The organism is Xanthomonas sp. CFBP 8443, from assembly GCF_025666195.1.
Lineage (GTDB): Bacteria > Pseudomonadota > Gammaproteobacteria > Xanthomonadales > Xanthomonadaceae > Xanthomonas_A.
On record NZ_CP102592.1, the window covers coordinates 3,014,063 to 3,035,466 of the forward strand.

The 21,404-nt window shown below is 68.9% G+C and carries 25 protein-coding genes; 11 read left to right on the plus strand and 14 right to left on the minus strand.

Features of this window, described 5'->3' with window-relative positions; all coding sequences use genetic code 11:
- Positions 1 to 96 precede the first annotated feature (96 nt).
- The 10 genes from NUG20_RS12515 to NUG20_RS12560 form a co-directional block, all read right to left on the minus strand.
- The gene (locus NUG20_RS12515) at positions 97 to 1,254 is read right to left on the minus strand and encodes an HD domain-containing phosphohydrolase (protein WP_263394804.1); all 1,158 of its coding nucleotides are present in this window, start codon (positions 1,252 to 1,254) and stop codon (positions 97 to 99) included.
- Positions 1,251 to 2,357 (minus strand): HDOD domain-containing protein, encoded by a 1,107-nt coding sequence (locus tag NUG20_RS12520; protein WP_263394805.1) that lies wholly within the window; start codon positions 2,355 to 2,357, stop codon positions 1,251 to 1,253. The genes NUG20_RS12515 and NUG20_RS12520 overlap by 4 nt, the downstream gene beginning before the upstream one ends.
- A 3-nt stretch (positions 2,358 to 2,360) precedes the next feature.
- Positions 2,361 to 3,494, minus strand: a complete 1,134-nt coding sequence (locus NUG20_RS12525) for a sensor histidine kinase (RefSeq protein WP_263394806.1) — start codon at positions 3,492 to 3,494, stop codon at positions 2,361 to 2,363.
- A gap of 2 nt (positions 3,495 to 3,496) precedes the next feature.
- Positions 3,497 to 4,606: an FIST N-terminal domain-containing protein gene (locus tag NUG20_RS12530; RefSeq protein ID WP_263394807.1), complete on the minus strand. Its 1,110-nt coding sequence runs from the start codon at positions 4,604 to 4,606 to the stop codon at positions 3,497 to 3,499.
- Between the two features lie 174 nt (positions 4,607 to 4,780).
- Complete coding sequence (locus NUG20_RS12535) at positions 4,781 to 6,199, minus strand: replicative DNA helicase (RefSeq protein WP_263394808.1); 1,419 nt, start codon at positions 6,197 to 6,199, stop codon at positions 4,781 to 4,783.
- Between the two features lie 258 nt (positions 6,200 to 6,457).
- The gene (locus NUG20_RS12540; protein WP_263394809.1) at positions 6,458 to 7,012 is read right to left on the minus strand and encodes an NADPH-dependent FMN reductase; all 555 of its coding nucleotides are present in this window, start codon (positions 7,010 to 7,012) and stop codon (positions 6,458 to 6,460) included.
- Between the two features lie 69 nt (positions 7,013 to 7,081).
- Positions 7,082 to 7,744, minus strand: coding sequence for a glutathione S-transferase family protein (locus tag NUG20_RS12545; protein ID WP_263394810.1), 663 nt, complete (start codon positions 7,742 to 7,744; stop codon positions 7,082 to 7,084).
- Between the two features lie 49 nt (positions 7,745 to 7,793).
- Complete coding sequence (locus NUG20_RS12550) at positions 7,794 to 8,333, minus strand: GNAT family N-acetyltransferase (RefSeq protein ID WP_263394811.1); 540 nt, start codon at positions 8,331 to 8,333, stop codon at positions 7,794 to 7,796.
- Between the two features lie 57 nt (positions 8,334 to 8,390).
- Positions 8,391 to 9,554, minus strand: a complete 1,164-nt coding sequence (locus tag NUG20_RS12555; RefSeq protein WP_263394812.1) for an acyl-CoA dehydrogenase family protein — start codon at positions 9,552 to 9,554, stop codon at positions 8,391 to 8,393.
- 107 nt (positions 9,555 to 9,661) lie between these two features.
- On the minus strand, positions 9,662 to 10,474 hold the full coding sequence (locus NUG20_RS12560) for a glycine zipper 2TM domain-containing protein (protein WP_286038033.1): 813 nt from the start codon (positions 10,472 to 10,474) through the stop codon (positions 9,662 to 9,664).
- A 176-nt stretch (positions 10,475 to 10,650) separates the two neighbouring features.
- Here NUG20_RS12560 and NUG20_RS12565 point away from each other — a divergent pair, with 176 nt between their 5' ends.
- From NUG20_RS12565 to NUG20_RS12585, 5 genes are all read left to right on the plus strand, one after another.
- On the plus strand, positions 10,651 to 10,884 hold the full coding sequence (locus tag NUG20_RS12565; RefSeq protein WP_263394813.1) for a DUF6116 family protein: 234 nt from the start codon (positions 10,651 to 10,653) through the stop codon (positions 10,882 to 10,884).
- Between the two features lie 6 nt (positions 10,885 to 10,890).
- Positions 10,891 to 11,673 carry a TatD family hydrolase gene (locus NUG20_RS12570; RefSeq protein ID WP_263394814.1) on the plus strand — a complete coding sequence of 261 codons (783 nt, stop codon included), beginning with the start codon at positions 10,891 to 10,893 and terminating at the stop codon, positions 11,671 to 11,673.
- A gap of 50 nt (positions 11,674 to 11,723) precedes the next feature.
- Positions 11,724 to 12,170 (plus strand): hypothetical protein, encoded by a 447-nt coding sequence (locus tag NUG20_RS12575; RefSeq protein WP_263394815.1) that lies wholly within the window; start codon positions 11,724 to 11,726, stop codon positions 12,168 to 12,170.
- 156 nt (positions 12,171 to 12,326) lie between these two features.
- Positions 12,327 to 12,761 (plus strand): hypothetical protein, encoded by a 435-nt coding sequence (locus NUG20_RS12580; RefSeq protein ID WP_263394816.1) that lies wholly within the window; start codon positions 12,327 to 12,329, stop codon positions 12,759 to 12,761.
- 15 nt (positions 12,762 to 12,776) lie between these two features.
- On the plus strand, positions 12,777 to 13,100 hold the full coding sequence (locus NUG20_RS12585) for a hypothetical protein (protein WP_263394817.1): 324 nt from the start codon (positions 12,777 to 12,779) through the stop codon (positions 13,098 to 13,100).
- A 36-nt stretch (positions 13,101 to 13,136) separates the two neighbouring features.
- Here the strand turns inward: NUG20_RS12585 and NUG20_RS12590 are convergent, their stop codons facing one another.
- The gene (locus NUG20_RS12590; protein WP_263394818.1) at positions 13,137 to 13,976 is read right to left on the minus strand and encodes a tRNA threonylcarbamoyladenosine dehydratase; all 840 of its coding nucleotides are present in this window, start codon (positions 13,974 to 13,976) and stop codon (positions 13,137 to 13,139) included.
- 101 nt (positions 13,977 to 14,077) lie between these two features.
- Between NUG20_RS12590 and NUG20_RS12595 the strand changes: the two genes are divergently transcribed.
- Together NUG20_RS12595 and NUG20_RS12600 are read left to right on the plus strand one after the other, a co-directional pair.
- The gene (locus NUG20_RS12595) at positions 14,078 to 14,503 is read left to right on the plus strand and encodes a hypothetical protein (protein WP_263394819.1); all 426 of its coding nucleotides are present in this window, start codon (positions 14,078 to 14,080) and stop codon (positions 14,501 to 14,503) included.
- 145 nt (positions 14,504 to 14,648) lie between these two features.
- Positions 14,649 to 15,131: a glycine zipper 2TM domain-containing protein gene (locus NUG20_RS12600; RefSeq protein ID WP_263394820.1), complete on the plus strand. Its 483-nt coding sequence runs from the start codon at positions 14,649 to 14,651 to the stop codon at positions 15,129 to 15,131.
- A 106-nt stretch (positions 15,132 to 15,237) separates the two neighbouring features.
- On the opposite strand, the gene NUG20_RS12605 is transcribed toward NUG20_RS12600, so the two are convergent.
- A complete protein-coding gene (locus NUG20_RS12605) occupies positions 15,238 to 15,453 on the minus strand; it encodes a cold-shock protein (protein WP_046979462.1) in 216 nt (71 codons plus the stop codon).
- A 235-nt stretch (positions 15,454 to 15,688) separates the two neighbouring features.
- Here NUG20_RS12605 and NUG20_RS12610 point away from each other — a divergent pair, with 235 nt between their 5' ends.
- Both NUG20_RS12610 and NUG20_RS12615 read left to right on the plus strand, forming a co-directional pair.
- Positions 15,689 to 16,174, plus strand: a complete 486-nt coding sequence (locus tag NUG20_RS12610; protein WP_263394821.1) for a DUF456 domain-containing protein — start codon at positions 15,689 to 15,691, stop codon at positions 16,172 to 16,174.
- A gap of 132 nt (positions 16,175 to 16,306) precedes the next feature.
- Positions 16,307 to 17,458, plus strand: a complete 1,152-nt coding sequence (locus NUG20_RS12615; protein WP_263394822.1) for a phospholipase A — start codon at positions 16,307 to 16,309, stop codon at positions 17,456 to 17,458.
- 51 nt (positions 17,459 to 17,509) lie between these two features.
- Here NUG20_RS12615 and NUG20_RS12620 read toward each other — a convergent pair whose 3' ends face one another.
- Positions 17,510 to 18,145 carry a glutathione S-transferase family protein gene (locus tag NUG20_RS12620; RefSeq protein ID WP_263394823.1) on the minus strand — a complete coding sequence of 212 codons (636 nt, stop codon included), beginning with the start codon at positions 18,143 to 18,145 and terminating at the stop codon, positions 17,510 to 17,512.
- Between the two features lie 106 nt (positions 18,146 to 18,251).
- A complete protein-coding gene (locus tag NUG20_RS12625) occupies positions 18,252 to 19,775 on the minus strand; it encodes a fumarate hydratase (protein WP_263394824.1) in 1,524 nt (507 codons plus the stop codon).
- 102 nt (positions 19,776 to 19,877) lie between these two features.
- On the opposite strand from NUG20_RS12625, the gene NUG20_RS12630 reads away from it, so the two are divergent.
- Together NUG20_RS12630 and NUG20_RS12635 are read left to right on the plus strand one after the other, a co-directional pair.
- Positions 19,878 to 20,744 carry an RNA polymerase sigma-70 factor gene (locus NUG20_RS12630; protein ID WP_263394825.1) on the plus strand — a complete coding sequence of 289 codons (867 nt, stop codon included), beginning with the start codon at positions 19,878 to 19,880 and terminating at the stop codon, positions 20,742 to 20,744.
- A 180-nt stretch (positions 20,745 to 20,924) separates the two neighbouring features.
- Positions 20,925 to 21,365, plus strand: coding sequence for a carboxymuconolactone decarboxylase family protein (locus NUG20_RS12635; RefSeq protein WP_263394826.1), 441 nt, complete (start codon positions 20,925 to 20,927; stop codon positions 21,363 to 21,365).
- Positions 21,366 to 21,404 lie beyond the last annotated feature (39 nt).

Here is a 21,404-nt window from a genome sequence, read left to right on the forward strand (position 1 = left end):
GCGCAAGACAGGCCGGAAAAAGGACCCGCAAGAATACGCGGGGCCGCCGCGCAGCCGGCGTGAGCGCGCGCGGCGCGGCAAGGGCGTCCCGGCCGGCTAGGCGGCGACCGGTGCGCCGGTCTGTTCCGCGCTGCCGTAGCTGATCAGCAGCGGCTCGACGATGGCTCCGGCCGCCTGCAGGTTGCGCAAGGCCAGGATCGAGGTGAGGCTCAGTTCGGTGCCGTGCGCCAGCAGCATCATGCCGCGCTTGGACACCACGTCCTGTTCCAGACGCCAGCCCGGCACCAGATCGCAGACCTTGGCCTTGCGGATGCCGCTGCTGGTATTGAGCTGCAGGTCGGCGAACGCGTCGATCAATCCGCGCGGCAGCGGCGGCTCGGCCTTGCGCAGCTCCTGCACCGCGTGCGCCAGCGGCAGCTTGCGCGCCAGCCCGCGCACCAGCAGCAGCGAGGCGCGCAGCAGCTGCGCGCCGCGGACCACGTCCGGCGCGGCGTCGGCCGGCGGCGGCAGCGCCTGGTAGCGCACGATCTCGGCCACCGCCTGCATGCGCGGGATCGCCGTCAGCAAGCGGTGCGCGACCAGCGGGTGGCCGTCGATCAGCTTCTGTTCTTCCTCGGACAGCGCGTCGCCGGCGATCTCGCGCTGCACGATGTCGCCGGGCACGCTGACGCAGCCGATGTGGCTCAGCGCCGCGGCCACTTCCACCATCCAGCGGTTCGGCCACGGCAGCTTGTCGGTGACGTGGCGCACGCAGGCCTGCAGCTGCGCCGAACGCTGGAACGCCCAGGGCGCGACCATCGACAGCACCTCGGTGAGCATGCGCGTGGTGCCGGCCAGCGTGGTTTCCAGCAGTTCGCGCTCCAGCAGCGTGGCCCGGTGCAGCGCCACCGCCTGCTCCAGCGCGGCGACCAGTTCCTCGGTCGGGCACGGCTTGCACAGGAAGCGGAAGATCGCCCCCTGGTTGATTGCGGCGATCGCCGAGGTCGCATCGGCCTGCCCGGTCAGCAGCAGGCGCACGCTGTCCGGCGCGCGGGCACGCGCCGCGGCCAGGAACGCGGCGCCGTCCATGCCGGGCATGCGCATGTCCGACACGATGGCCGCAAATGGCGGGCCTGCGGCGATCGCGGCCAGCCCGGCCTCGCCGCCGTCGGCGGTGACCACGTCGAACTGGCCGAACAGGTTGCGCTCCAGCGCGGCCAGCAGGTTGGGTTCGTCGTCCACGCACAGGATGCGCGGCAGCTCCGGTTCGCTCATGACACGCACTCCGCTTCGCGAATCTGCGCGCACGCCGCCTGCCACTGTGGCAGCTGCGCGGCCACGCCCATCGACCGCAGATATTCTTCGTCCGGCTCCGCGCCATGCGCCAGCGCCACCGCCACGTGCACCACGCCGACCGCGTCGAACTGGCGGTGCTCGACCCGGCCCGGCGCGCGGTGATGGGCGACCGCCTCGACGATCGCCCCGGGCAGCCCCCATACGCCGAGCAGGTAGGCGCCGATCTCCGCATGCGACGGGAACCCACGGCCCTGCGGGTCGGCGTCGCGGCACAGCTGCGTAATGTCCGGCAGCAGCGCACCGATGTTGGCCAGCAGCGCCGCGGTGGTCACCACGTCCGCGGCGGCATGGCCCTTGCCGACCACTGCCGCCAATCGCGAGGCGCGCACCGCATCGGCGCGCAGCGCGTCGGCCGAATCGCCGGCGCCGCTGTGGAACACTTCGCTGGCCAGCACCAGCGTGCGCAGCAGGCCGATGCCGATGCGGTTGACCGCGTCCTTGATCTCGGCGACCCGATGGCCGTTGCCGAAGAACGCGCAATTGGCCAGCTGCAACACTTTTGCCGCCAGCGCCGGATCGCCTTCCACCACCGCCGCCACCTGCGCCACGCCGGCGGCGGGGTCGCCGAGCAGGCGGTTGAGCTGGGCGAACATGCGCGGCGCCGACGGCAGCCCGCCGATGCGTCCGGCCACCGCCTGCACCGCCGGATCGTCCAGCAGCAGCTGCAGCGCCACCGCGCGGTCGATCGCCTCGATCAGCGCGTCGCCCTCGCAGGGCTTGGCCAGGAACTGATGGGCCACATCCAGCGAACGCAGCGCAGCTTCCTGCTCGGTATGCCCGGACAGGATGATGCGGATGGTGCGCGGGCAGCTGTCGCGCACCCGGCGCAGCAGTTCGGCACCGTCCATCATCGGCATGCGCATGTCCGAGACCACCACGTCGGCCGGTTGCGCCTGCAGCGCGACCAGCGCTTCGGCGCCGCTGCCGGCGAAGGCCACGTCCCAGTCGCGGTCGGCCATGAACATGGTGCGTTCCAGCCCGGCCAGGACCTGCTTCTCGTCGTCCACGAACAGCACGCGCATCGCTCAGCCCGCCACTGCGTTCAACGGCAGCCGCACCACGAACGTGGTGCCGCGCTGGTCCGCCGAGGGTTCGAAGAAGATCCGGCCCTGGTGCTTTTCCACCACCGTCGAATAGGCGATTGCCAGGCCCTGGCCGGTGCCCTTGCCGACCGGCTTGGTGGTGAAGAACGGATCGAACACCTTGGTGCGGATCGCCTCGGGAATGCCTGGGCCGTCGTCGCCGACGCACAGATCCACGTGGCTGTCGCCGGCACGGCGCAGGACGATGCGGATCCGGCCCTGCTCGCGCTCGCCCGGCACCAGCGTGTCGCCGATCGCATGCGCCGCGTTGACCACCAGGTTCAACAGCACTTGGCCGATCTCGTCGCGCAGGCACGGCACCAGCGGCACGTCGTCGGCGAAATCGGTCTCGATCTCGGCCACGTACTTCCATTCGTTGCGGGCGACGGTGATGGTGGTGGCGACCAGTTCGCGCAGGTCCACCGGTTCCTTCTCGCCGGCCGACGGATGCGAGAAGCGCTTCATCGCGCCGACGATCTTGGTGATGCGCTCCACCCCCTCCAGCGACTGCTGCAGCGCCTCGGGCGTCTGCTTGCGCAGGTACTGGAACTTGGACGATTTGACCTGCGCGTCGAGCGCGGCGACCAACTCCGGCGCCACGCCCTGCGCACGCGCCGCATCGACGATGCCGAAGGTCATGTCGAACACATGGTCGAGAACCTGCTTGGCCTTGCACACGAACGCCAGGTTGTCGCTCACGTACTGCGCCGGCGTGTTGATCTCGTGGGCGATGCCGGCGGCGAGCTGGCCGATCGACTCCATCTTCTGCGCCTGCAGCAGCGCCACCTGCGCCTTGCCCAGGTCGGCCAGCGCCTGTTCCAGTTCCTGGCGCTCGCGGTTCAGTTCATGGGTCTTCAGCGCCACCACCTTGCCCAGCGCGATGTTCTGCTGCAGCGTCGCCAGCGGCGAGGCCACCGCATCGTCGCGCGCGGCGACGCGTTTCTTCAGCACCGCGATCACCTTGTCGCGCGCGGCCAGTTGCCGGCGCAGTTCGGCCACCAGCACCGCATCGCCGCTCTCGAAGCCAGTGGCCGAGGCGCCCACCGTGGCCGCCACCGTCGTTGCGTCTGCGCTCATGCTCATCTCCCGATCGCCACGCCGGTGAAGGTCTGGTTGACGTGCAGCCCGTTGAACTGTTCGCCATAGGTGGAAAAGCCGAACACGCGCTGCTGCGCCATGAACGCGCCGACCTGCGGCTGCATCTGCGACTGGCCGAATTCCAGGCGGCGCAGGATGCAGTCGCAGCCGATCACCAGCGCCGGATCGGGCACCGCCTCGTGCACCTCGGCAAACGCCTGCTGCAGCGTCTCCATCACATCCACCGCCTTGCCGACCGCGACCACCATGCCCTCCTCCACCGCGCAGTAGCAGGTCAGCGACAGGTCCTCGTTGACGCGCAGGATCGAGCGCACGTAGGGCTCGCCGCTCAGCGTCAGCAGCAGCGGGTAGGTGGAGAACACATGCGGATCCAGCGCCTCCAGCGGCACCCCGATCGCCTCGGCGTAGGCCAGCGCCGCCGGCTCGCCGTTGATCTCGCGGATCAGCCGCCGCTCCGGGTCGGCCTCGGTGACCACCAGCTCGACCTCGCTGGCGACGAAATGCTGCAGCTTGAACACCACGAACGGGTGCTTCGAGTGGAACAGGGTCAGCACCGCCGCATCGGTCAGGAAGCGGCCGTCGTAGTAGACCTGGGTGCGCTCGAAACGCAGGTTGTCGCCGGCCGAGCCGCCGAGCAGCGGCACGTTGCCGATCATCCGGTACAGCGCCGCGGCCAGGTATTCCTCGCAGGTGGACAGGCCATCGACCAGCAGCAGCGAGAAGCACTGCCCGGCCTTGTCCACGGTCGCCGCCTGCACCGCCTCGGCGACCACCGCCACCTGCGCCTGCAGGTCGCTCAGCGGCGCGATCAGCAACGGCTGCGCCTGCAGCACGCCGCCGCGCAGCCCGGCGACCAGGATGCCGTCGCTCTGGAACCCGCGCGCGCCGACCTGGCCGGCGGCCGTGCACCCGATCACCGGGCAGTCGAAACCGGCCTTGATCGCCGGGCCCAGCGCCTCCAGGTCGTATTCGGCATCGCAGAACAGCAGCACGGCGTCCAGCGGCGCGGCGCCGAGCTGCGCGCGCAAGGACGCGACCGCGGCGACGGCGTCGCGTTCGGAGGTTTCCGCTTGGGTGACGACCAACGACATGGCGTGGGATCTCCGGATGGGTCCTTCCGGTATCGACCATCACGCATGGCTGTTGAGCGCGGTCGTGGCGCTCTGTGACAGAGGTATCGCTACGCTTGGATGAACACGTACATCGCCGCAGGATCTACCGCAATGCAGCAATCGCGACCGGCATGGCGGTGGCGCCGGTGGCGCTTATTCGAACGCGCCCACCGAGTCGTGCGCCAGATTGTCGAAGCGGGTGTATTCGCCGAAGAACTTGAGCTTGCACGACCCGGTGGGGCCGCCGCGGTGCTTGCCGATGATGATCTCGGCCAGGCCCTTGTCCGGCGAATTTTCCTTGTTGTAGTAGTCGTCGCGGTAGATGAACACGATCATGTCCGCGTCCTGCTCGATCGCGCCGGATTCGCGCAGGTCGGCCATCACCGGGCGCTTGTCGGTACGCGTTTCCAGCGAGCGGTTGAGCTGCGACAGCGCGATCACCGGCACGCCCAGTTCCTTGGCCAGGCCCTTGAGCGAACGCGAGATCTCGGAGATCTCGGTGGCGCGGTTCTCGCTGTTGCCGGGCACCGACATCAGCTGCAGGTAGTCGATCACGATCAGCCCCAGATCGTGCTCGCGCTTGAGCCGTCGCGCCTTGGAACGCAGCACCTCCGGCGACACGCCCGGCGTGTCGTCGATGAAGATCTTGGTTTCCTTCAGCATCTTGATCGCGCCGGTGACCCGCGCCCAGTCCTCGTCCTCGAGCTGGCCGGTGCGCAGGCGCTGCGCATTGATGCGGCCGTTGGAGGAGATCAGGCGCATCGCCAGCTGCGAGGCCGACATTTCCATCGAGAACACCGCCACCGCCTTCTTCGATTTGATCGCGGCGTACTCGGCGATGTTCAGCGCCAGGGTGGTCTTGCCCATCGCCGGACGCGCGGCCAGGATGATCAGATCGGTCGGCTGCAGGCCGGCGGTCATCGCGTCGAAATCGGTGTAGCCGGTCGGCAGGCCGGTGATGTTGCCGCCGTTCTCGAAACGGCTGCGCAACTCCTCGAACGCGTCCTTCAACGCGCCGGGCATGGCCACGAAGTCGCTGCGCCCGCGCGCGCCGGCCTCGGCGATCTTGAACACCGCCTTCTCGGCGGTGGCCAGCAGTTCCGCGCTCTCGCGCCCTTCCGGCTGGAAGCCGTCGTTGACGATGTTGGTGCCGACCTCGATCAGCTGCCGCAGCACCGCCTTGTCGCGCACGATCTCGGCGTAGGCGGCGATGTTGGCCGCCGACGGCGTGGTGCTGGCCAGCTCGATCAGGTAGGCGCCGTCGCCGACCATCTCCAGCTTGCCCTGCGATTCGAACCATTCGCCCAGCGTCACCGCATCGAACGGGCGGCCCTTCTCGGCCAGCTCGCGGATCGCGCGGTAGATCAGCTGGTGGTCGCGCCGATAGAAATCGTTGTCGGTGAGCTGGTCGTTGACCCGGTCGTAGGCGTCGGGCGCCAGCATCAGGCCGCCGAGCACGGCCTGTTCGGCCTCGATCGAATGCGGCGGCACGCGCAGCTGGTCGATGCGCGGTTCGCTGCGTTCGCCACGCTCGCTTTTGCGGTCGCCGCGGTAGCCGGGACGGGCGGACATGGGCTGGATATCTCTGTTTGGGGGGACGCGGTCGGCGGGCGGCACCGACGGCGCGACCCGGTCGGGCATCTTAGTCAGCGCGGCGCGGCGCGGCTAGGGACAAGTCTGTGGACAACCCGTTGAGAACTGCGTCCGAGCCCCGCCGCGCAACGCTTCGCCGACGGCCGCAGCGGCAGTGTCGCCGCGCCGCGTCGCGCCGGCTGCGACCGCCGCGGCAGCCTTCGCCTGCGCCCTCGCGCGGCGCGCCTGCGCCGGCGGTCAGGCCTGCAGTTCGTCGATCCAGGCGATGAACTTGTCGACGAAGCCCTGCAGGAACTTGCGCGTGTCTTCGTTGCCGATGCTGCCGTCGGCCTCGATCAGCCCCTCCTGGAACTGCACGAACACCTCCGGCTGGCCCAGCACCGGCATGTCCAGGTAGGCCAGCACGTTGCGCAGGTGCTGCTGCGCCAGCGCGGTGCCGAGCGTGCCGGGCGACACTCCGCACACCGCCGCCGGCTTGCCGGAGAACGCGTTCTCGCCATAGGGCCGCGAGCCCAGGTCGATCGCGTTCTTGAGCACGCCGGGGATCGAGCGGTTGTACTCGGGGGTGACGAACAGCACCGCATCGGCGTCGTTGACCTGGGTCTTGAGCCGCTTGCCCTGCTCCGGGTAGTCGTGGTCCTGGTCCTGGTCGTACAGCGGCAGGTTGCCGATCTCCACGTACTCGAAGCGCGCCCGGTCGCCGGCGAGTTTCTCCAGCGCCAGGGCCAGGCGCCGGTTGAACGACTCCTTGCGCAGGCTGCCGACGAAGACGGCGATACGGTACTGGCTCATGGCGTGCTCCTGACGGTTCCGGGCTTGCAGCCTAGCCGCCCGCGCGGCGCGGCCAGGTGAACGCGGCCCTCACGCGTCGCGGTGCGCCAGCCGCGCCAGCACCTCGGCCGGCAGCGGCGGCAAGGCGACGAAGCCTGGCGTGGCGCGCACCCGCTGCAGCCAGTCGCACAGGCGCGGATAGGCATCCAGCACGATGCCGCCATCCTCGGCGCAATGGGTATAGGCGAACAGCGCGATATCGGCGACGCCGTAGTCGGGGCCGGTGAACCAGGCCTGCGCCTGCAGGTGCCGCTCCATCACCGCCAGCGCCTGCGCCGCGGCCGCATGCAGCCGCGGCAGCTCGGCGCGGCGCGGCGAATCGGCGGCGGTCCAGCCGCGCACGAAGCGCGCCACCGCCACGTACGGCTCGTGGCTGTACTGCTCGAAGAACAGCCAGCTCAGCGCCTGCGCGCGCTGCCAGGCATCGCTCGGCAGGTAGGCCGTGCCCTCGGCAAGCCAGCACAGGATCGCGTTGGACTCGGCCAGCACGCGCCCGTCCTCGCGCTCGAGCAGCGGCACCTTGCCGTTGGGATTCTTGGCCAGGTACTGCGGCGTGCGGGTTTCGCCATTGGCGCTGTCGACCTCGACCCAGCGATAGCCGCAGCCGAGCTGGTCCAGCAGCAGCCGCACCTTGTAGCAGTTGCCGGACAGCGCCATGCCGTACACGGTCAGCGGAAAACGTTCGAAGGCCATCATCGGTTCCTGTCGCCGGTCGCAATGTCCAGAACGCCGCGCATGCCGCTCAGCGCCGCGCCTGCCAGTCCGCGCGCGACTGTCCCCAGACCTCCACCTCGTGCGCCTGCAACGGCTCGGGCAGGCGATCCTGGCGCAGGTAGCGCGAGCCGAGCTTGGCCGCCACCACCTTGGAATTGGCGTTGTCGGCGGCGATGGTGTGGATCACCTCGGTCCAGCCCAGCTGCGCGAACGCCCAGTCGATCGCCGCGCGCGCCGCCTCCGGCGCATAGCCGTGGCCCCAATGCGAACGCGCGATCGACCAGCCCACCTCCGTGCCCGGCCAGCCATGCGGCTGCCACGGCCCGATCCGGCCGATCCACCGCCCGCTGCACTTCTCGATCACCGAGAACATCGAGAACCCCTGCAACTGCCAGCTGCCGACCAGGGCCGCCAGGCTGCGCCAGGCCACCGGCGGCGATTGCACGCCGCCCAGATGCTGCATCGCCTCGGCATCGGCGGTGAAACGCGCGAAGTCCTCGAAATCCGCCGCGCTCGGCGGGCGCAGCAGCAAACGTTCGGTTTCCACTCGCAGATCGAAAACGCTCATGCCCTCGCCTCCTCTCGCTTGGTCGCTGCGGCCGCGCCAGGGCGCCGGCGCGGCCGCTCAGAACGCATTGATGCCGGTCAGCTCGCGGCCGACCACCAGTTGGTGCACGGTCTCGGTGCCTTCGTAGGTGATCACCGATTCCAGGTTCAAGGCATGGCGGATGGCGCCGTATTCGGTGGTGATGCCGGCGGCGCCGAGCAGGTCGCGGCATTCGCGGGCGATGTCCAGCGCCATGCGCACGTTGTTCCACTTGGCCAGCGACACCTGCGCCGGCTGCAACGCGCCGGCATCCTTGAGCCGGCCCAGCTGCAGCGCCAGCAATTGCGCGGCGGCGATGCGCCGGGCCATGTCGGCCAGCTTGATCTGCGCGCTCTGCGTGGCCGCCAGCGGCCGCCCGAACAGGACGCGCTCGCTGGCATAGGCCAGCGCCTCGCGCAGGCAGGCGATGGCCGCGCCGATCGCGCCCCAGCTGATGCCGTAGCGGGCCTGGGTCAGGCAGCCCAGCGGCCCCTTCAACCCGCGCGCGCCCGGCAGCCGCTGCGCATCGGACAGGCGCACGTCGTCCAGGAACAGCGCCGAGGTCACCGAGGCGCGCAGGCTCATCTTGTGCGCGATGTCCTGCACGCCGAAGCCGGGGGTGCCGGCCTCGACCAGGAAGCCCTGCACGCCGTCCTCGGTCTGCGCCCACACGATCGCCACGTCGGCCAGGCTGCCGTTGGTGATCCACATCTTGCTGCCGCTCAGGCGCCAGCCGTCGCCATCGCGCACCGCGCGGGTCTGCATCGCCGCCGGATCGGAACCGCCCTGCGCCTCGGTCAGGCCGAAGCAGCCGATCGCGGTGCCGGCGGCCATCGCCGGCAGCCAGCGTTGCCGCTGCGCCTGGCTGCCGTAGGCATGGATCGGATACATGCACAGCGAGGACTGCACGCTGACGAAGCTGCGCATGCCGCTGTCGCCGCGTTCCAGTTCCTGGCAGATCAGGCCATAGCACACCGCATTGAGTCCGGCGCCGCCGTCGGCCGGCGGCAGCGTGGCGCCGAGCAGGCCCAGCTGCGCCAGTTCCGGCACCAGTTCGGCCGGAAACCGCGCCTGGTCGAACGCCGCGCCGATGATCGGCAGCACCCTGGCGTCGACGAAGCGTGCCACCGCCTGCTGGATCGCGCGCTCCTCTTCGCTGAGCAGCGAAGCCACGTTGAACAGATCGTCGCAAGGCAACGGCATGGCGGGACTCGGACGGGCGGAAGCCGCATTGTATCGGCGTCCACGCCATCCGGAAAAAGCGAAGGCCGGCACAGGGCCGGCCTTCGCTCGCGGTTGCCGCGTGTCGTTCAGCGCTGGCTGATCACGTCGCTGGCCGACGCGGTCTGCGTGACCAGGCGCCCGTCGAGCACCGGCAGGCGGTCGCTGCTGGGCTTGTCGTCCATGCGCACGGTCTTTTCCTGGCCGTCGTAGCGGTAGGTGACATCGTAGCCCTTGACCACGTCGTCCTTGCCCATCGCGATGCGGCTGCCCGGCTTGCTGTCCATGCGCATGGTGCCGGTGGTGCCGTCGTCGTTGCGGTAGGTCACGTTGTAGCCGGTGATCCGCGACGACTGGGCGGTGCTGTTCTCGGTGTGGCACTGGCGCTCGGTGCGGTCGACCACGCGGCCGCCGACATGGTTGCGGTCGACCCGGTTGCCGATGAAGCCACCGGCCACCGCGCCGGCCGCGGTGGCGGCCTTGCGCCCGTTGCCGCCGCCAACCTGGTTGCCGAGCAGGCCGCCGACCACCGCACCGACCACGGTGCCGCCGACGTTGCCGTCGCGCTCGGGCAGGCGCTCCTGCACCACCACGTCGTTGCAGACCTCGCGCGGGGTGGTGGTGGTGGAGGTCTCGCGCAGCGGCTCGGTGCCGATCACCTCGGCATAGCGTTGCTCTTTCTGCGTGATCGGATCGACCCGGACCACGTCGGCGTATTCCAGCTTGCCGCCGACGCCGTTGCCGGCGACCGCGTCACCGGCGGTGCTGTCCGCGGCCGGACGCACGTCGCCGCTGCCGGCGAATTCCTGCTTGTCGCGGTTGTTCATGAACGCCGCGGTGGCCACGCCGCCGGCCAGCAATGCACCCGCCGCGACCAGAATGGTTGTCGTATTGCTCTTCATCGTTGCTCTCCTGCGGTTCTGGGCCGCGTTGTCTACGCTGCTGTGATTACCATGCCGAAGCTGAACCGATCCGTTCCCTATTCAGCAAAAATCCGCCGCGCGATCTGGTGCGGCGCCCGGGAAGGCGCCATATCAAGGCGTGTTAGCGTTTTCACCCACCGGCCGGAGAAGTGTCCATGCCCAACCCGATCATGCTGCCGTTGCTGCGCTGGGCCGGCAAATTGCGCTACCCGACGCTGTTCAAGGTGACCGCCGGCCTGTTCGCGGTGAGCCTCCTGCTGCCGGACCCGATTCCGTTCCTCGACGAGATCGTGTTCGGCCTGGGCGCCTTGCTGCTGGCCAACTGGAAGACCCGCACGCCCGCCGAGCCGGCACCGATCGCGTCCAGCGCGCGGCGCATGCGGCGCTGACCGCCGATGCGTCTGGTCGACAGCCACTGCCATCTCGACGCGGACGAATTCGATGGCGACCGCGCCGAGGTGATCGCCCGCGCGCAGGCCGCGGGCGTCGCCGTGCAGATCGTGCCCGCGGTGACCGCGGCAGCCTGGCCGAAACTGCGCGATGTCTGCGCGGCGGCCGCAAGCCTGTATCCGGCCTATGGCCTGCATCCGCTGTTCCTGGACCAGCACCGGCCCGAGCACCTGCCGTTGCTCGGCGAATGGATCGCGCGCGAACGCCCATGCGCGATCGGCGAATGCGGCCTGGACTTCTTCGTCGAGGGGCTGGACCACGCCGAGCAGCAGCGCTATTTCGCCGGCCAGCTGCAACTGGCGCGCGAATTCGACCTGCCGGTGATCGTGCACGCGCGGCGCGCAGTGGACGCGGTGATCCTGGCGATCCGCAAGGTCGGGCGCCTGCGCGGCGTGGTGCACAGCTTCGCCGGCAGTCCGGAACAGGCGCGGCAACTGCAGTCGCTGGATTTCCTGATCGGCCTCGGCGGACCGGTGACCTACGACCGCGCGCAGCGCCTGCGCCGGTTGGCGGCCAAGATGCCGTTGCAGCAGTTGCTGCTGGAAACCGACGCACCGGACCAACCCGATGCCTCCATCCGCGGCGAGCGCAACGAACCGGCGCGGCTGCGTACGGTCCTGGACACGATCGCCGCGCTGCGTGGCCAGCCCGCCGCCGAGATCGCCGAACAGACCACGCGCAATGCGCAGCAGCTGTTTGGGCTGGATGCGAGTGCCGTGCCAGCGTGACGGCTCGGAAGTGGAGCGGCGTGCGACAGGCGCCCTGCAGGGAAACAGATATGAAATCCACAGCGAAAGCGCAGTGCCAACTGTGCAAGGCGCACTTCGACCTGGACGCGCAGCAGCATGCTTTCGTCCTGCCGTTGCCGGCGAAAGGCCAGGCCTTCATCATGATCGAGTGCCTGCGCTGCGGCGCTTCCACCCAGTACGTCACGGCGGCCGAAGGCATCAAGCCGCATGAGCACGAGGCAAGCTATCGCTGCCCGCTTCCACGATGCACAGGATGGGTCGACTGGATCGACACCGAGTCGCCGCCGTTCTGGGGCTGCGGCGAATGTGGCAGCACCTGGCAGGAGGAGCGCGATTTGCAGAAGGAAATTTCCGCAATCGTCGCGCGCCATCCGCACAGGGCACGCAGCTACAACAGAAGCAATGGCAAGTGGCTGCCCGCCGCACTCGATGCAGAACCCGCGGACTACGAAGAGCGTGTCGACAGGGAACCGTAGTGAGCACGACACAGGCAGGGATCCATCCTTGCCATTCGCGTCATGCGTTCTGCGATCAAATACCAGACCTGCACACGCGCGTCACCAGCCAAGGCCATGGACATCCGCAGTCCATATACTGACGACCTCGACCTCGACCGTTCGCACGGGTAATGCATGAAAGACCTGGCAGACGGCAACCCCGAGCTGGCAAAAGACATAATGGGCATCATGGAGTCCGGCAACGCGCTGGACGAGCGCGGCGACACGGAAGCTGCCCGATCCGCTTACCAGCAGGCCTGGGACCTGCTGCCTGAGCCGAAGCTGGAATGGCCGCCGTTGTCGGCGTGGATCACCGGCTCCTTCTGCAACCTGCATTTCGACAGCGCCGACTTCGCTGCCGCCAAGCAGTGGGCGCAAAAGTCGCTGCATGCCCGCGAATCGGAGATCGACACCGGCCCATTGATCGCCATGGGAATGGCGCACTTCGAGCTGGAAGAATATGCGCAAGCCCGCGCGTACTTCGACGAAGCCTACCGATATGGCAAGGCAAGAGCCTTCCAGGAGAGGCCTAGGAGGTACCTCGCGTTCTACTTGGAAAAGCAAGCCTGAAAAGGCGGCCACTCCATGTCATCAGAGTTCATGCTGCTTTTCAAAGACGACAACTGGCGCGCGGCCAACCTGGACGCGCTACGGCAGCAGATCGCCGGCCTGAAGACGTTTGCCGAGTGCCGCGACGACATCCAGTTTCGATTGCTGGGCACGGAACCCAGACATCCGGGAAGCTGGAGCCACGACGTGCGCCTGTTCCTTGAAAGGGAGCGCATCTTCATGGAAATCACCGCCCATCCGCCCAGCATCGAAGCCGATCTGTCCACTCTCTTCGCCTGTCTCAGGGCGCGCACCGACATCTCCGTCGTCGACGACGACGGCCTCCCGTCAGGCTGGTAACGGCGAACCGGTCGCCAGGCCCATGGGCCAAGCACCTCAATCCGAGCGCTGCTCTGTTTCCAGCGCCGTCGCCAGCGCCGGCTGCTCGCGCTTGGGCTTCAGCAGCATCTCCAGCGCCTTGCCGGCCGCGGCGAAGGCGAACGCGCCGGTGATGTGGGTGGCCGCGCCCAGCCCGGCGCCGCAGTCCAGGTTCAACGCCGCGTCCGGCCCCAGCTGCGGCCGCAGCCCGCAGACGCTGCCGTCGGCCTGCGGGTAGCGCACGTTCTCCAGCGAGTACACCGCCGGCACGCCGAAGTAGCGCTGCGGGTTCTTGGGGAAGTTGAACTCGCTGCGCAGCTTCTTGCGGATCAGCGCCAGCATCGCGTCGTGCTCGGTGCGCGACACGTCGCGGATACGCACCAGGGTCGGATCGGTGCGCCCGCCGGCCGAGCCCACGGTCAGCAGCGGCAACTTGCGCCGGCGGCACCAGGCGATGGTCTCGACCTTGACCCGGAAGCTGTCGCAGGCGTCGATGACCAGGTCGAAGCCGCTGCCGAGCAGTTCGGCGATGTTGGACGGGGTCAGGAACGCCTCGACCGCGGTCGCCACGATCGCCGGATTGATCGCCACGCAGCGCTCGGCCATGGCCCGCGCCTTGTTGCGCCCGTACTGCCCTTCCAGCGCCGGCAACTGGCGGTTGGTGTTGGAGACGCAGATGTCGTCGGCGTCGATCAGGGTCAGATGCCCGACCGCCGAGCGCGCCAGGGCCTCCACCACCCACGAGCCGACCCCGCCCATGCCCACCACCGCCACCCGGCACTGCGAAAGGCGCTCGATGGTCCCGCGCCCGTACAGCCGGTCGATGCCGGCGAAGCGCTCACGCAATTGTTCGTTCATCCGCGCAGTTTATTTCATCGGCGGCGACACGGCGGCGGCTGCGCCACGCGGTGGCGGCGCGCGCGGCGTACTATCGCGCTCTCGCCTCGTACGCCCGCCATATGGCCAGCCCGCCCGCCTCCACCGCCTCCCGTTACCTGTTCGTGCTGATCGCCGGCGTGCTGATCGGCCTGGTCGCCACGGTGATGGCGATGCGCGCCGTGCAGGCGCGACAGGATCCGTTCCCGCGCGCGCTGATGCAGGTGATGGACAGGCAGCTGGCGCTGCTGCAGCGCAGCCATGCACAGCACCGCTGCAGTGCCGCCGAGCTGCAGGCGCGCGTGCATACGCTGCGCCTGCTCGGCGGCGACCTGGACACCGCCTTCCCCACCCTCGCCGACGACAGCCGCTTCCAAGAGCACGCCAGCGCGCTGCGGGCCACCCTGGACGCGGCGCAGGTCGCGGTGCCCGACAGCTGCGCCGCGCTCGACCGGCTCAGTCAGCGCATCGACGACGGCTGCGACGCCTGCCATCGCGATTTCCGCTGACCGCCATCGCGCTTTCGATGAATTCCCCCTGACCCCACACTTGCGCGACAGGGCGCATACGGCCTCGATTGGCGTTGCATTCACACGGTGGCGGACAGGATGCGTAACGAACGCGGCCCTGCCGCCCATTCACCGGAGAGCACCCATGAAGATCCATCTGTTGGCCACCGGCGCCGTCGCCGTGCTGGCATTGGCCGGCTGCGCCACGTCTCCCAGCGGCGGTTATGGCGGTGGCGGCGGCGGCTACAGCCAGCCCTCGCGCGGCTATTCGGACAACCGCTGCGCCGACTGCGGCATCGTCACCCGCATCGACACGGTCGCCTCCGGCCGCACCGCGCCCACCGCCACTGGCGCGATCCTCGGCGGCATCGTCGGCGCGGTCGCCGGCCATGAGATTTCCGACCATACCGGCGGCAGCAAGGGCAACCAGAACGTGTCGGCGGTCGCCGGCGCCGCGGCCGGCGCCCTGGCCGGCAACCAGATCCAGAAGAACGTCACCAGCGACACCTACGATGTGCACGTGAAGATGGACGACGGCCGGGTGATCGTGGTCAATCAGCGCGACCTGGCCGGGGTGCGCGAGAACACCTACGTACGGGTGGTCAACGGCCGCGTGGTGCCGCGCTAAGCGCCGCGCTGTCGCGCTGCGCCACAATGCAAAAAGGCCCGCAGTGCGGGCCTTTTTGCTGGGCGCGGCAACGGCGCCGGGATCGCGCCGGAGCGCCGCGCCCGATTCAGACCGGCTGCACCGCGTCGGCCTGCAGGCCCTTCTGGCCCTGCACCACGGTGAAGCTGACCTTCTGCCCTTCCTTCAGGCTCTTGAAGCCTTGGGTCTGGATGGCGCGGAAGTGCACGAACACGTCCTCGCCGTTCTCGCGGCTGATGAAACCGAAGCCCTTGGCATCGTTGAACCACTTCACGGTGCCGTTTTCGCGATTGCCGTCAGTCATGGACTTACTCCTTGGAACACGTCTCAGGGGTGGGTACGCCGGGGGTTGGCGGCTGGTTGCAAGGAGGAAGCGAGGTATAACGCTGTAGCGGATCGTTGGATCTACCGCATCGGGCCACGATTCACGGTGACCTTTGCAAACGCAGCGGCTGAAAACTTACCCCGGCCAAAATGAAAATGCAATCAGCAAAAACGACCCGCCTGTCAACCCCCAAATTACCCCCGGAGTGAGCCGCGTGGATCCTACGTTCATCTACTACATGATCGCCGGGCTGCTGGTGTTCCTCGGGCTGGCGGGGGTGGTGCTGCCGGCCCTGCCGGGGATGCCGCTGCTGTTCGCCGGATTGCTGCTGGCGGCCTGGGCGGACGGCTTCCAGCGCGTGGGCTGGCTGATGCTGACGGTGCTCGGGGTGCTGACCCTGCTGTCGTTCCTGGTCGATTTCCTGGCCACGGTGTTCGGCGCCAAGCGCGTCGGCGCCAGCCGCAAGGCGCTGTGGGGCTCGGTGCTGGGCAGCGTGGCGGGACTGTTCTTCATGCCGATCGGCCTGTTCGTCGGTCCCTTCGTCGGCGCGCTGGCCGGCGAGTATTGGCACGGCCGCCAGCTGCAGCAGGCGACCAAGGTCGGTCTGGGCACCTGGCTGGGGATCGTCCTGGGCACCGCCGCCAAGCTCGCCCTGGCGCTGGCGATGGTCGGCCTGTTCGCCGCGGCGTGGCTGTTCTGACGCCCTGCCGTTCGCGGCGCGCGATGAACGTGTGACGACGCCGTTGCGGCGGCTTCCTGTATTTTCGCACCCGGCCATTCCCATCGGCAGCGCACCATCCGCCCGCGCCGCCCGTTTCCGAGAGAACCCTGCATGTCCCATCGCCCGGCCCGTCCCCTGTTGCTGCTGTCCTTGGCGGCCATGCCGCTGGCCCACGCCCAGGAAGTGATGCCCACTCCCGCCTCGCCGGAAGCGTGCGTGGCCATTTCCAGCGACGCCGCGCGCCTGTCCTGCTACGACCAGGCGCTGTCGCGCCGGGTCGCCGATCCGCAGGCCGCCGACGCGGCGGCGAAGATGGCCAGCGAAACCCAGAAACAGCAGCTGGATGCGTCGATCCCGCAGGACGCCGGCCTGGCCGAGCGCACCCGCCAGCGCACCGCCTCGCTGTTCAAGGACGACCGCTACGACGCCACCATCGCCAACGCCGGCAAGGGCTCGCTGCTGGACAGCCGCTGGGAGCTGGCCAAGGATTCCAAGCTGGGCAACTTCCAGCTGCGCGCCTACAAGCCGGTGTACCTGCTGCCGGCGTTCTGGACCAGCAAGAAGAACGAGATGCCGTCCTCGCCGAACCCGAACAACACGGTGACCACCGCCGAGCCGCTGGACAGCCTCGAGGCCAAGTTCCAGCTGAGCTTCAAGACCAAGATCGTGGAGAATATCTTCGGCGACAACGGCGACCTGTGGGGCGCCTATACCCAGAGTTCGCGCTGGCAGGTCTACAACAGCGAGCAGTCGCGGCCGTTCCGCGAGACCAACTACGAACCGGAACTGGCGCTGGTGTTCCGCAACAACTACAGCCTGTTCGGCTGGAAGGGGCGGATGACCGGGATCCAGCTCAACCACCAGTCCAACGGCCGCAGCGATCCGTTCTCGCGCAGCTGGAACCGGGCGATCCTCAACGTCGGCCTGGACCGCGAGAACTGGGCGCTGGTGCTGCGCCCGTGGTACCGGCTCCCGGAAAGCGACCGCCAGGACAACAACCCGGACATCGAGGACTACATGGGCCGCGGCGACGCGACCCTGACCTACAACCGCGGCGGCCACGAAATCTCGCTGATGGCGCGGCATTCGCTGCGCGGCGGCGACCGTTCGCACGGCGCGGTGCAGCTGGACTGGGGCTTCCCGATCAGCAACCTGCTGCGCGGCCACGTGCAGGTGTTCGACGGCTACGGCGAGAGCATGATCGACTACAACCATCGCGCCACCTACGTGGGCCTGGGCGTGTCGCTGCTGGAGTGGTACTGAGTCGTTGACAGCGCGGCGGCGCTCGGCCGCCGCGCGCCACTGCCGCCGCGCTCAGGTCCAGTCGGTCAGGCCTTCGCGGCGGTAGGTTTCCTGGAACGCAGGACGCGCCTTCATCCGCTGCGCGTGCGCCTGCAGCGCCGGCCAGGTATCGCTGGGCCGCGGCATGTTGCGCGACCAGCGCATCAGCATGGTCAGCACAAAATCGGCGGCGCTGCAGTGTTCGCCCAGCAGGTACGGCCCGTGTTGCTGCAGATGTGTCGCGACCTCGTCCCACGCGTGTTCCAGGGACGCACGGGCGCTGACGCGCACGCGTTCGGCATTGTCGGCACCGGCCGGTTCGTCGGGATAGAACCAGTCGCGATAGGCCGGCATCAGGGTGTAGGCGCAGAACAGCATCCAGCGGTAGTACGACGCGCGCTCTGGGGTCCCCGTCGGCGGTACCAGACCGGCGCGCGGATACAGGTCGGCCAGGTGCATGGCGATGGCGACCGATTCGGTCAGCACCTGCCCATCCAGCACCAATGTCGGCACCCGCCCCTGCGGGTTGAGCGCCAGATACTCGGGGCTTTTCTGTTCCCGGCGGTCGAAATCGAGCATGCGCAGCTCGAAATCGACCTGCAGTTCGATCAGCAACCAGTGGACGACGAAGGAGGCGGTGCTCGGCGAGCCGTACAGGACGATGGACACGGCGCTTTCCCCAAGGATGCGAAGCCAGCGCCGATTATCGATGCGCCGCCGGCGCAAGGCCAGCACGCGGACGCCGGCGTTGCGCCGACGTCCATCTGCCGCCGGCTCAGGCCGGTTCGACCACCACCGGGATCTTGCCGATGCGCGACTGCCATTCGCGCGGGCCGGTCTTGTGCACCGACTCGCCGCTGGAATCCACCGCCACCGTCACCGGCATGTCCTTGACCTCGAACTCGTAGATCGCCTCCATGCCCAGGTCCTCGAACGCCAGCACGCGCGAGGCCTTGATCGCCTTGGACACCAGATAGGCCGAGCCGCCGACCGCCATCAGGTAAACGGCCTTGTTGTCGCGGATCGCGTCGATCGCCGCATCGCCGCGCTCGGACTTGCCGACCATGCCCAGCAGGCCGGTCTGCTCCAGCATCTGCCGGGTGAACTTGTCCATGCGCGTGGCGGTGGTCGGGCCGGCCGGGCCCACCACTTCGTCGCGCACCGGGTCGACCGGGCCGACGTAATAGATAAAGCGGTTGGTGAAATCGACCGGGAGTTTCTCGCCGCGGTTGAGCATGTCGATCATGCGCTTGTGCGCGGCATCGCGGCCGGTCAGCAGCTTGCCATTGAGCAGGACCACCTCGCCCGGCTTGAAGCTGGCGACTTCTTCGCGGGTGATGGTGTCCAGGTTGACCCGGCGCGCGTTGCTCGGGTTGTAGGTGAGCTTGGGCCAGTCTTCCAGCGACGGCGGCTCCAGCATCACCGGGCCGCTGCCGTCCAGGGTGAAGTGGGCGTGGCGGGTGGCGGCGCAGTTGGGAATCAGCGCCACCGGCAGGTTGGCGGCGTGGGTCGGGTAGTCCTTGACCTTGATGTCCAGCACCGTGGTCAGGCCGCCCAGGCCCTGCGCGCCGATGCCCAGCGCGTTGACCTTCTCGTACAGCTCCAGGCGCAGTTCCTCGGCGCGATTGGACGCGCCGCGCGCCTGCAGGTCGACGATGTCGATCGGCTCCATCAACGCTTCCTTGGCCAGCAGCATCGCCTTCTCGGCGGTGCCGCCGATGCCGATGCCGAGCATGCCCGGCGGGCACCAGCCGGCGCCCATGGTCGGCACGGTCTTGAGCACCCAGTCGACGATGGAATCGGACGGATTGAGCATGGCGAACTTGCTCTTGGCCTCCGAACCGCCGCCCTTGGCCGCGACGATCACCTCGAGATGGTCGCCCGGCACGATCTTGGTGTTGACCACCGCCGGGGTGTTGTCCTTGGTGTTGGCGCGCTTGCCGGCCGGATCGGCCAGCACGCTGGCGCGCAGCTTGTTGTCCGGATGGTTGTAGGCGCGGCGCACGCCCTCGTTGACCATGTCCTCCACGCCCATCGTGGCGTCGTCCCAGCGCACGTTCATGCCGATCTCGAGGAACACGGTGACGATGCCGGTGTCCTGGCAGATCGGGCGGTGACCTTCGGCGCACATGCGCGAGTTGATCAGGATCTGCGCGATCGCGTCCTTGGCCGCGGGCGACTGCTCGCGCTCGTAGGCGGCGGCCAGGTTCTTGATGTAGTCGACCGGGTGGTAATAGCTGATGTACTGCAGCGCGTCGGCGACGGACTGGATGAGGTCTTCCTGCTTGATCGAGGTCACGGCTGGCTCTACGGCTGGCGAGGGGGAAACCGGTCCATTTTAGGGCAAAGTGGCCGCCTCGCCCGCTGTCACGCCGGCACGCCCTGTTCCGTCCTGGTCGCCATGAGCCCCGATCCGACCTTCGAATCCCAGCGTCCCAGGCTGTTCGGCCTGGCCTACCGCCTGCTCGGCAGCCGCCAGGACGCCGAGGACGTGCTGCAGGACGCCTGGCTGCGCTGGCAGTCCAGCGACCATGCCGCGATCCGCGATCCCGAAGCCTGGCTGGTGACCGCCACCACCCGGCTCGGGCTGGACCGGCTGCGCGCTGCGCGCAGCGCCCGCGTCCACTACACCGGCCCGTGGCTGCCCGAGCCGCTGGAGATCGCCGAGGACGCCGATCCGGCCGAGCGCCATGCGCGCGCCGAGCAGGTGTCGGTGGCGTTCCTGGCGCTGCTGGAACGGCTGGGCCCGGACGAGCGCGCCGCGTATCTGCTGAAGGAGGCGTTCGACTACGACTACGCGCAGATCGGGCAACTGCTCGGGCATGCCGAAGCCAACTGCCGGCAGCTGGTGCACCGCGCGCGCGAACGGCTCGCCGCCGGCCGGCCGCGCTTCGCGGTGGCGCCGGAACGCCACCGGCAGCTGCTGGAGCGCTTCATGCACGCCTCGCAGCAGGGCGACCGCGACGCGATCGTGGCCCTGCTCGACGCCAACGCGCGGATGCTGTCCGACGGCGGCGGCAAGGTCACCGCCACGCTGCGGCCGCTGCTCGGCGCCGAACGCATCGCGCGGCTGTACTGGGCGGTGTCGCGGCGCGGCCTGGACCTGCAGGCGCGGATCGGCACGGTCAACGGCGAGCCGGCGATCCTGCGCTTCAGCGGCACGCGGCTGCATTCGGCGGTGCTGGTGGTGATCGAAGGCGAGCGCATCGTCGAGGTGCTGACGCTGATGAATCCGGACAAGCTGCCGGCGCTGGCCGCGCGCGGCTGACCGGCAGCGCAGGCGGGACAAGTGGCATGGCGGTGTCGGCCAGGGTGCGGTTGGCAGGTCACTTGGGCCGGCCGCCGCCAGCGACGGACGTGCAGCCCGCACGGCGCGGTGTCACGACAGCGCACCGTGGTGCGTCCTTGTTGCGAAGGCGGCCATTGCGGCCGTCATGGAGCAACGCACGTGCATTTCCATCGCATCGACTACACCCGCCACGAACCCGTCGCCTTCCGCGCCCTGCTGAGCGCCAGCCAGCAGGTGCACGAGGGCGTGCTCGGCCCCGAACTGGCCGAACTGGTGTTCCTGCGCGTCTCCCAGCTCAACGGCTGCAGCTACTGCATCGACATGCACGCCACCGCCTTGCGCAAGGCCGGCGTGGAGCCGCGCAAGCTCGACACCGTGGCCGGCTGGCGCGAGAGCCGCTTCTTCGACGCCCGCGAACGCGCCGCGCTGGCCTGGGCCGAAGCGCTGACCACCCTGCCCGGCGGCGCGCCGGCGGACGCGTGCTACGACGCGCTGGCCGCGCATTTCGATGCGCAGGGCATCAGCGCGCTGACCATGGCGATCGCGCTGATCAATGCCTGGAACCGGCTCGGCGTCGGCCTGCAACCGGCCATGCCGTAAGCGCAACGGCGTACCGGTTCCCGCCGGTACGCCCCGCCG